Source organism: Crocosphaera chwakensis CCY0110 (assembly GCF_000169335.1).
GTDB lineage: Bacteria > Cyanobacteriota > Cyanobacteriia > Cyanobacteriales > Microcystaceae > Crocosphaera > Crocosphaera chwakensis.
Map to the genome: position 1 here is coordinate 1 of NZ_AAXW01000109.1, position 8,702 is coordinate 8,702.

Annotated in this window: 11 protein-coding genes; 9 read left to right on the forward strand and 2 right to left on the reverse strand. The window is 37.7% G+C overall.

What is annotated here, in order from left to right:
- The 6 genes from CY0110_RS26970 to CY0110_RS26995 form a co-directional block, all read left to right on the forward strand.
- Positions 1–820, forward strand: an 820-nt coding sequence (locus CY0110_RS26970; RefSeq protein WP_008278832.1) for an RNA-guided endonuclease InsQ/TnpB family protein, incomplete at its 5' end; no start/stop codon positions are given.
- A complete protein-coding gene (locus CY0110_RS26975) occupies positions 736–2,523 on the forward strand; it encodes a DUF1156 domain-containing protein (protein ID WP_198139287.1) in 1,788 nt (595 codons plus the stop codon). The genes CY0110_RS26970 and CY0110_RS26975, both read left to right, overlap by 85 nt.
- A 125-nt stretch (positions 2,524–2,648) precedes the next feature.
- Positions 2,649–3,032 (forward strand): type II toxin-antitoxin system RelE/ParE family toxin, encoded by a 384-nt coding sequence (locus CY0110_RS26980; protein WP_008278834.1) that lies wholly within the window; start codon positions 2,649–2,651, stop codon positions 3,030–3,032.
- A gap of 1 nt (position 3,033) precedes the next feature.
- Positions 3,034–3,330 carry a helix-turn-helix domain-containing protein gene (locus CY0110_RS26985; protein ID WP_008278835.1) on the forward strand — a complete coding sequence of 99 codons (297 nt, stop codon included), beginning with the start codon at positions 3,034–3,036 and terminating at the stop codon, positions 3,328–3,330.
- Between the two features lie 34 nt (positions 3,331–3,364).
- The gene (locus tag CY0110_RS26990; protein ID WP_008278836.1) at positions 3,365–3,622 is read left to right on the forward strand and encodes a hypothetical protein; all 258 of its coding nucleotides are present in this window, start codon (positions 3,365–3,367) and stop codon (positions 3,620–3,622) included.
- Complete coding sequence (locus tag CY0110_RS26995; RefSeq protein WP_008278837.1) at positions 3,619–4,035, forward strand: type II toxin-antitoxin system VapC family toxin; 417 nt, start codon at positions 3,619–3,621, stop codon at positions 4,033–4,035. The genes CY0110_RS26990 and CY0110_RS26995 overlap by 4 nt, the downstream gene beginning before the upstream one ends.
- A 19-nt stretch (positions 4,036–4,054) precedes the next feature.
- Here the strand turns inward: CY0110_RS26995 and CY0110_RS27000 are convergent, their stop codons facing one another.
- Complete coding sequence (locus CY0110_RS27000) at positions 4,055–4,261, reverse strand: hypothetical protein (protein ID WP_008278838.1); 207 nt, start codon at positions 4,259–4,261, stop codon at positions 4,055–4,057.
- Between the two features lie 120 nt (positions 4,262–4,381).
- On the opposite strand from CY0110_RS27000, the gene CY0110_RS27005 reads away from it, so the two are divergent.
- Both CY0110_RS27005 and CY0110_RS27010 read left to right on the forward strand, forming a co-directional pair.
- Positions 4,382–5,143, forward strand: a complete 762-nt coding sequence (locus CY0110_RS27005) for a ParB/RepB/Spo0J family partition protein (RefSeq protein WP_008278839.1) — start codon at positions 4,382–4,384, stop codon at positions 5,141–5,143.
- 61 nt (positions 5,144–5,204) lie between these two features.
- The gene (locus tag CY0110_RS27010; RefSeq protein WP_008278840.1) at positions 5,205–7,979 is read left to right on the forward strand and encodes an SNF2-related protein; all 2,775 of its coding nucleotides are present in this window, start codon (positions 5,205–5,207) and stop codon (positions 7,977–7,979) included.
- A 69-nt stretch (positions 7,980–8,048) separates the two neighbouring features.
- Here the strand turns inward: CY0110_RS27010 and tnpA are convergent, their stop codons facing one another.
- Positions 8,049–8,459: an IS200/IS605 family transposase gene (gene tnpA / locus CY0110_RS27015; protein ID WP_035799468.1), complete on the reverse strand. Its 411-nt coding sequence runs from the start codon at positions 8,457–8,459 to the stop codon at positions 8,049–8,051.
- 61 nt (positions 8,460–8,520) lie between these two features.
- On the opposite strand from tnpA, the gene CY0110_RS29085 reads away from it, so the two are divergent.
- The coding region (locus CY0110_RS29085) for a helix-turn-helix domain-containing protein (RefSeq protein ID WP_008278841.1) at positions 8,521–8,702 on the forward strand (182 nt) is incomplete at its 3' end.

Consider the following 8,702-nt stretch of genomic DNA (forward strand, 5'->3'; position numbering starts at 1 on the left):
AAATACTTGCACTATCATCTTTAAACAAGGAAAATGGTACGCTTCTGTTACTGTTAGTTGTGATCCAAAACGAGAAACAGGTAAAGAGGCTTGTGGTATCGATTTTGGGACTCATCATGCACTTGCTTTTGACGATGGCACTGTTATTGATAATCCTAGATTTCTCAAACAATCACAGGATAAAATCAACAAAACAGCAAAGAAATCTAGAAAGAAACGTGCAGGAAAAAAGGGAGTAAAAGGGTCTAGAAGATGGAAAAAAGCTGTTAGAAAAATCGGTAAGATTCAATCTTTAGTTGGTCGTCAAAGACAAAACTGGCATCATCAAGTTTCCACACAAATAGTTAGCTGTAATAGCTTGGTGGCAACTGAGAAATTAAACCTAAAAGGAATGACCAAAAAAGCTAAAAGAGGTAGCAAAAGAAAACGTCAAAAGACTGGATTAAATCGGTCAATTCTTGACGTTGGAATTGGTAACTTAAAATCATTAATAAAAAGCAAAGTTACCGAAGCAGGTGGGTTTTACATTGAGGTTCCTACTCGAAAAGTTAAGCCATCTCAGACTTGTCCTAATTGTGGTCATCAAAAGAAAAAGACATTAGCAGAACGCCAGCACAACTGCGAAAAGTGCCTTTATAGTTGCGACAGAGATGTTGCATCAGCCCAGGTGTGTTTAAACTGGGCAAGGGGGCAGGAACTGTCCTCTTTAGACGTAGAGTCGCCTAGCTCTACTTTATGCGGAAGCATGAGGCAACTAGGGGCGAAAAAGCACAACAATGCAAAGAAGCGTCAGAAACATCTAGCTCAACAAAGTGGCTAGATGTAGTTCATTATGAACCCGAAAAAGTAGAAGCAATTTGTACTTATTTAAGTTTAGTTATGGATAGGTGCGTTGATATTAATAGTCGTCTTTCAGGGTGGGATTCAAGTGTAGGTGTTCTTCGTAGAGCATCTGCACAGCACGCATTAAACTTAATTTGGAATTATGGAGAAGCTATTGGAAATCCGTATTTATGGATATGGTGTAACGAAACTGTAAGTAAAAAATATACAACACTTTCTGCTTATTTTACAACTCAAACATCATCAACTAAAAAAACAAAAACCAAAACATCTAAAACTAAATCATCATCTTTTGCAGACACCCCATTAGGAAAACTAGAAAGTCAAAATAATGATTTAACCATCACCCATAACAAGCAAAATAATAAGGATGTAGAAATAGAAAACAAATTACACAATAATTACGCCCCAGAAATTGTCAACATAAACCTAGAATCAGCCGATAGTTTATATCACATTCCCGATAACACTTTAGATGCCATAATTACAGATCCCCCCTATTATGGAACCATCCAATATGCAGAATTAAGCGACTTCTTTTATGTCTGGCAACGCAGAACATTAGGGGATATTTTTCCCGACCTATTCTATCAAGAATTAACGGACAAAGACAGAGAAGCCGTCGCCAACCCCTCCCGTTTCCGTAACATGGGAGAAAGCCCCGACATCTTAGCCAAACGAGACTATGAAGCTAAAATGGCCTTAGCATGGTCAGAAGCTTACCGAGTGTTACGGGATGAAGGAGTCTTAACGGTACAATTTAACCATAAAGACTCAGGGGCATGGGACACCCTAGCCAAAGCTTTAATCGACGCAGGGTTTGAAATTACCGCATCTTGGGCAGTTTCCACCGAAAACCCTCAAAACCTCCATCAAGCCAAGAAAAACAGCGTTTCTAGTACCGTTATCCTCGTCTGTCGTAAACGAGATCCCAAGGCCCAACAAGCGTGGTGGGATGACTTACGCCCGGAAGTCGCCAACCTCGTCGAACAACGGGCCCCCGAATTTGAAGCCAATGATATCACAGGCATCGACCTCTATTTAAGTGCCTTTGGCCCCGCCTTAAACGTCTTTAGCCGTTCCTACCCCATCTTAGACAGTACAGGGGAAGAAGTCCGCCCCGAAGCCGCCTTCGCCGAAGCCCGAAAAGCGATCGCCTCTTACCGTTTCCAAACCTTAGTACAAACGGACACCGCAGGGTTTGACCCCTTAACCCAATGGTACTTACTCGCCTGGGATGCCTTCAAAGCGCGAGAGTTCCCCTTTGATGAAGCCAGACAGTTAGCCTTAGCCATTGGGGGGTTCAACGTGACAGAATTAGCCAAAGGGTTTAAATTGTTAGACTCAGCTAGTGGTACTTGTAAACTACTCAGCCCTCAACAACGACTGAAAAAACGGGCTTTTACCACCGATGTTAACGAGTTTTCCCTAACTCATTTAGTGGATGGTTTACACGCTGCGATCGCCATCTACGAAGAAGAAGGTAACTTACAACAAGTGCGACAGTTTATGCAGAAAACAGGGTTAGTGAATAACGATAAGTTTATGAAGACATTAGAAGTGGCTTTTAAAGTTATTCCCACGAAAGTTAAAGAAAAAGATACCTTAGTTAACTTGTGGTTAGGTATTGATGAAATTAAAGCTAAAGTTACTTATCAACAGGGGGAATTGTTTGAATGAGCCGAAAAAAAATAGATTAATAATAATGGGCTTAATAGTATTAAGCCCCTACGGAAAAACAGCCTTAGAACTAATTTGTTTAATGAATCAATGAAAATACAATGATTTAGCAATGAGGAAAAAATGTGCCAAGAACTGAAATTATTTTTTATCAAGAGAAAGCTGATAAGATTCCTGTATTAGATTGGTTAAACCAGCTTAAAAGACAGGATAAAAAAGGATTCGCTAAATGTGTGGCTAGAATTCAACAATTACAAGATTTCGGTCATGAACTTCGTCGCCCTGCTAGTGATTTTTTAAGAGACGGAATCTGGGAATTAAGAATTAGACAAGGGAAGATTCAATATCGCATTCTGTACTTTTTTGATGGACAAAATATTGCTATTTTAGGTCATGCTTTAGTCAAAAAAGGAGAAGCTGTTTCCAATGCTGACATAAACAAAGCCATTCAAAGAAAAGAAAAGTTTTCACAACAACCCCAAAATCATACTTATGAAGGAGAGATTTAAAATGACTAAAACCACTAATGCTTTAGACATTATCGATAACTTAATTGACGAAGATCCTGAAATGCTAGAAATGATAGCAGAAGCATCTCTTAATACAGAAATAGCCCAACTTATTTATGACGCGAGAATGAAAGCTAATTTAACACATCAACAACTTGCAGAGTTAATAAAAACAGAAGAATCAGTTATTGTTGATCTAGAAGAAGCTGACTATGAAGGAAACCCTTTAATTATGCTCCAAAAAATAGCGATCGCTCTTAACCAACGTCTTAAACTAGACTTTGTTTCTGTTGCTTAATTAGTTAGTGAGTAATTGTCAATGAGGTAAAAACATGAATCCACCAAATCAAAATAATATTAGTATTCCTCTTAGTCCCAGTTTAGAACAACGCTTAAAAGAAGTTGCTCACATGAATCAAAAAACAGAACAAGAATTAATCTTAGAAGCCCTTGAAAACCATTTAAAACAGTTCCCTATTCCCAAAAACTGCTATGATTTAGCAATAGAATTAGGGGTGATTGGAATTGCAGCAGATTTACCATCTGATTTAAGTACAAACCCAAGTCATTTTGAGGGGTTTGGTGAATGATGAAACAACAAATACTAATAGATACTAGCCCCATTGTAGCTATTTTATCACCGAAAGATACTTATCATCAAATTTGTGTTGATGCTCTCAAAACCTTACAACCACCTTTGATAACTTGTTGGGCAGTCATAACAGAAGTTCTTTGGCTAATTCGTAAAAATAAGATAGGAATTAATGGTTTATTTACGATGATAGAAGGAAACTTATTACAAGTTATTCATTTACCCCAAGAAGCGACACCCTGGTTAAAAAGTTATATGTTAAAATACCACGATATAGGGGCGCAAATTGCTGATGTTTCCTTATGCTATTTAGCTGAGAATCTTAACATTAGTACAATATTTACTTTAGACAAAAGAGATTTCAGTATTTATAGGATTAAAGATAATCAAGCCCTTAAAATCATCCCCTAAAACTCTTTATTTACTTTATTTATTCTACATTTTTTTGCAAATATTCATCAATAGCTGTCCGAATAATGTCAGGAACAGTACATTTTTGTTTTTCAGCTAAATCTTTTAATTGTTGTTTTGTTTCCGGCAAAATTTGGGCTTTAACTTGGGCTGATAAAGGCTTTTCACGCCCATAGTCAAAACGATACTTTGTCCCAAATTCTGGATTCCCCCCTGGTCTTGGCATGGTTTCCTTACTTACTATTGACCCATCTTTATTATACTTGCTCACAGTAAACGGTATAGTTTTTCAATCTTATAGTGTCGTACTACGCTATAATAAGATAAGGATTAGTTGGCATTAAAGATGGAACCAACAACAGAAATAATACATCTTGATCTCGAAGAAATCCGCAGAGATGGCGGTACGCAACCGAGGGCAAAAATAGACCTACAACATATCAAGCGGTTAGAAGAACAGATCGAAGATGGCCAAGAAATTGAGCCAGTTGTTGTATTCTACGATAGGAATGATTACTGGTTAGCTGATGGGTTTCATCGCTGGAATGCTCATCGAAATCAAGAAGAACCGACGATTAGAGCTATTATTTATCATGGTACAAGACGGGAAGCGGTACTATATTCTGTTGGGGCTAACGCTGACCATAAACCAGCTTTACCCAGGTCAAGGGCCGATAAACGGAAGGCCGTTCTAACTTTGCTTAATGATCCCGAATGGAAACAGTGGAGCGATCGAGAAATAGCCCGTCAATGTAAAGTAAGCGATCGCACGGTTAACCGACTGCGACATTCTATCTGCGACAATGACGCAGATACAAAACTTAACAAAACTCGCAAAGTTAAGAGAGGCGATACAGAATACATTATCGATACGTCTAAAATAGGAAAGTCGCAGATAACACATCCAGAAACCATAGACAATAAGGATAAAAATTTGACAGAAAACAGAAAAGTCGCAGATACGAAAATAAAAGTAACTACCGATGAGATATTGATTGCATTTTTGAGCAACGTTGAACAGATGAGTCCTGAACAAGTTAAAGCAGCCATAAAAGCGATTGCCTCTTCTCATCCAGACCTTCTCAAAAACTTGCACCTAACCGACTAGGATATTAAATTGTTAACCGATAAGATGGGCATACTAAGGAAAACCTGTTAATAATTAACTTATGGTGTTCCTTCTCCCCTCTCACCCTTGGCGCATTAGCTACAGTAGCAATGAAAATAACCCCATTGCAGACTTTTACATCCCTGCATTAGAAAGGGCGGTACAGTACGATCGCAAGTCAGGATTTTTCAACAGTGCCATACTCTCCAAAGTGGCCAGAGGGTTAGGAGCCATGCTTTATAATGAAGGGAAAATGCGGTTAATTATGGGCTGTCAATTTTCCCCTCAAGACTTAACAGCCATACAACAAGGATATGAATTAAAAGAAGCCATTAGCACTTGCTTAGATAGAGAATTAGAACCCCCAAAAACCTTTGTTCAACTCAAACATTTTGAGATATTAAGTTGGCTCATTGCTCATCATTATTTAGAGATTAAAATTGCCATTCCTTTAAAAGATAATGGTTTACCCGAACCCGATAAGCCCTTAGATACTCGTCATATATTCCATGAAAAAACAGGAATTTTTACTGATGTAGAAGGAAATCAATTAGCCTTTAATGGGTCAAATAATGAGTCTATTAGTGGATGGGAACAAAACGTTGAATCATTCCATGTTTATTGTTCTTGGGAAGGAGTCAGAGACTTAGAACGAGTTAATGAAGAACAATATCGCTTTGACCAATTATGGCACGATTTAGCCCCTAATGTACGAGTGTTCAATATTCCTGAAGCCGTTAAACGCAAGTTATTAAGATATACTCCAACCACTAAACCAACATGGACAGCAGCAACGGAACAAGATACTCGTCCTATTTCTATTAAAGAGATTCCTAAGAACCCAGAAACATCTATTAATGAAACTATTATAGACTCTACTGAAACTCAATTAAATGAGAAAACTATTGAGGCTGAAAAACAACAATGGCAGCTATTAAAAGAACTACATAAACATCCAGGCTGTTTAGATTATTGTTTAAAATCTATTCCTATAACCCCTTGGATACATCAATTAAAAATCCTCAGACAAATGATAGATCAATGGTCTAAGTCTGCCATGATTTGTGATGAAGTAGGGTTAGGTAAAACTATCAGTACAGGTGTTTTACTTCGTTATTTATTGTTATCAAAGCAAGTTAAACGGGTTTTAATTTTAGTACCAGCCAGTGTGCAACCCCAATGGCATGAAGAACTTAGAGAAAAATTTAACCTTCATTTTTGGAGTTACGATAAAGGCATATTCAAAAATTCCTATGGTGAAACTTGCCAATCCATTGAGAACCCTTGGAATGAAAAAGAGTTGATATTAGCCTCATCTCATTTAGTTAGAAGAAAAGAACGAACTCAAGAATTATTAGATGCTGAAAACTGGGATTTAGTGGTTCTTGATGAAGCCCATCATGCCCGTCGTAAAAGTCCTCAAAAGCGAGATGATACCCCTAATTCATTATTACGTTTAATGAGGGAATTAAAAGACAAAACACGGTCATTATTACTATTAAGTGCTACACCGATGCAAATTGACACCATAGAAATCTTTGATTTACTGAGTTTAGTTGATTTAAAAGGAGAATGGCAGTATCAAGATAATTTCTGTGATTATTTCGATAGTTTAGCTTATCCTCCTGACCGTTTACGGTTAGAATTTTGGCAAAGGATGTCTAAAGATTATTTTCAACAGGGGGGTCAATTATGTCCTTTGTTAGAACAACAATTAAGTAAGCAAGATCGGCTATTACTTTACCGTCTCAAAGATATCTGGCAACAGGGAATGGCCATGGTCAATCATAAACAACTTTGTCAGGATAATAACTTTATCAATGCCTCTCGTCAGTTTTTAACTCATAATACTCCTCTCAAAGATTTGATGTTTCGACATACTAGGGATACTCTGAGGGAATATTATCGACGGGGTATTTTAGATAAAGATGTTCCGAGACGGGTCGTATTTGATAATGCGATCGCCCTCGAATCTAACCGAGAAGTTCCCCTTTACCAAGCAGTTAGTAATTATGTCAGACATTTTTATAACTTGGCCCAACAAGAACAACGACAAGGACTAGGTTTTCTCATGACCTTATACCGACGGCGATTAACCAGTTCATTCTACGCTATCAAAAAATCCTTAGAACGTCGCTTAGAAGGCATTAGTATAACAGAAGACGATTTAACCGAATTAGATGAAGCTGATGATGCTATTATTACCGGGTTAGAATCCTATCTCGAACCCACAGATCCAGCCGAAATCAATTATTTAGAAGACTTACTCAGACAGTTTGAGAATACAGGGGAAGATACTAAATTATCCGCTTACATAGAAATTTTACGTCATGAATTAACCCAAAGAGAAAGTGCCATTACCTTCTTTCAATATACTGACACAATGGACTATGTTCGAGATACTTTAGTGCAACTATATGGGAACCAAGTGGCCTGTTACTCCGGACGAGGGGGTGAACTCTACGAACAGGGACAATGGCGAATCGTCAAAAAAGAACAAATTAAGCGATTATTTAAAGAAGGTGTCATCAAAGTTCTTTTGTGTACTAAATCTGCCAGTGAAGGGCTAAATTTACAGACTTGTGGTGTTATTTTAATGTATTCAATGCCCTGGAACCCAATGCAAGTTGAACAACAAATCGGGAGATTGGATCGTATTGGTCAGGTTTATCCGACCATTCGCATTCATAACTTTTACTATGATGGTACAGTTGAGGCCAAAGTTTACAGAAGATTACGCGATCGCATTCAAGCGTTTGAGACAGTAGTCGGTAATTTACAACCGATATTAGCACAAGTCCCTACTTTCATTGAACTTCAGTGCGTCAGTCCCTAGTCTCAGCGTAGCGGACTAGGGAAGGAAAGCACGACAATTTGAGGACTCAATGTCCGAAAAATTGTCAAATTAACTTTTCGGAGCATCTTGGTTCTTGATATATTCTTTTAACTTTTCAATAGGTGCGCCACCAGAAGAAGTGACATAATAAGACTTAGACCAAAAAGAAACTTTGTCTTTATAAAACTTAGTTACTTGTTCAGGAAAGTCTTTTTTCATGACTCTAGCTGTCGAACTTTTAAGACACCCTGCAACTGTAGAAATAGAGTTTTTAGGATGGAAATCTAATAAGATATGGACATGATCCATTTCACCCGAAAACTCTAGTAACTCACAATCCATTTTGCGAGATACTTGCCAAATCATTTCTCTTAATCGCTCTAGCATTAGGGCGGTTATTACTTTGCGTCTATAGTGAGTAACAAAAACAAAGTGTAACCGCACACTAAAAACACTATGTGACCCTTTTCTTGGTTTCATCTTGACACCCTACAGGTAATTAGACTAAAATCATCATATCAGTTCTGTTGAGGTCGGCAACATGGCTACTAAAAGAATCACGTTTAGACTTTACCCAAATAAAGAACAAAATGAGAAACTTCATTATTGGAGACGTTTACACAAAGATTTATACAATGCTTGTGTAGTTAATCGAAAAACTCAATACAAAAAGTTTGGTAAATCCATTAATTACTTTGACCAACAAAACTCATTACCTGAGTT

Coding starts and splice junctions, on each gene's coding strand:
- CY0110_RS26975 (WP_198139287.1), top strand. CDS start 736: ATGCGGAAGCATGAGGCAACTAGGGGCGAAAAAGCACAACAATGCAAA.
- CY0110_RS26985 (WP_008278835.1), top strand. CDS start 3,034: ATGACTAAAACCACTAATGCTTTAGACATTATCGATAACTTAATTGAC.
- tnpA (WP_035799468.1), bottom strand. CDS start 8,459: ATGAAACCAAGAAAAGGGTCACATAGTGTTTTTAGTGTGCGGTTACAC.
- CY0110_RS26990 (WP_008278836.1), top strand. CDS start 3,365: ATGAATCCACCAAATCAAAATAATATTAGTATTCCTCTTAGTCCCAGT.
- CY0110_RS27000 (WP_008278838.1), bottom strand. CDS start 4,261: ATGCCAAGACCAGGGGGGAATCCAGAATTTGGGACAAAGTATCGTTTT.
- CY0110_RS26995 (WP_008278837.1), top strand. CDS start 3,619: ATGATGAAACAACAAATACTAATAGATACTAGCCCCATTGTAGCTATT.
- CY0110_RS27005 (WP_008278839.1), top strand. CDS start 4,382: ATGGAACCAACAACAGAAATAATACATCTTGATCTCGAAGAAATCCGC.
- CY0110_RS27010 (WP_008278840.1), top strand. CDS start 5,205: ATGGTGTTCCTTCTCCCCTCTCACCCTTGGCGCATTAGCTACAGTAGC.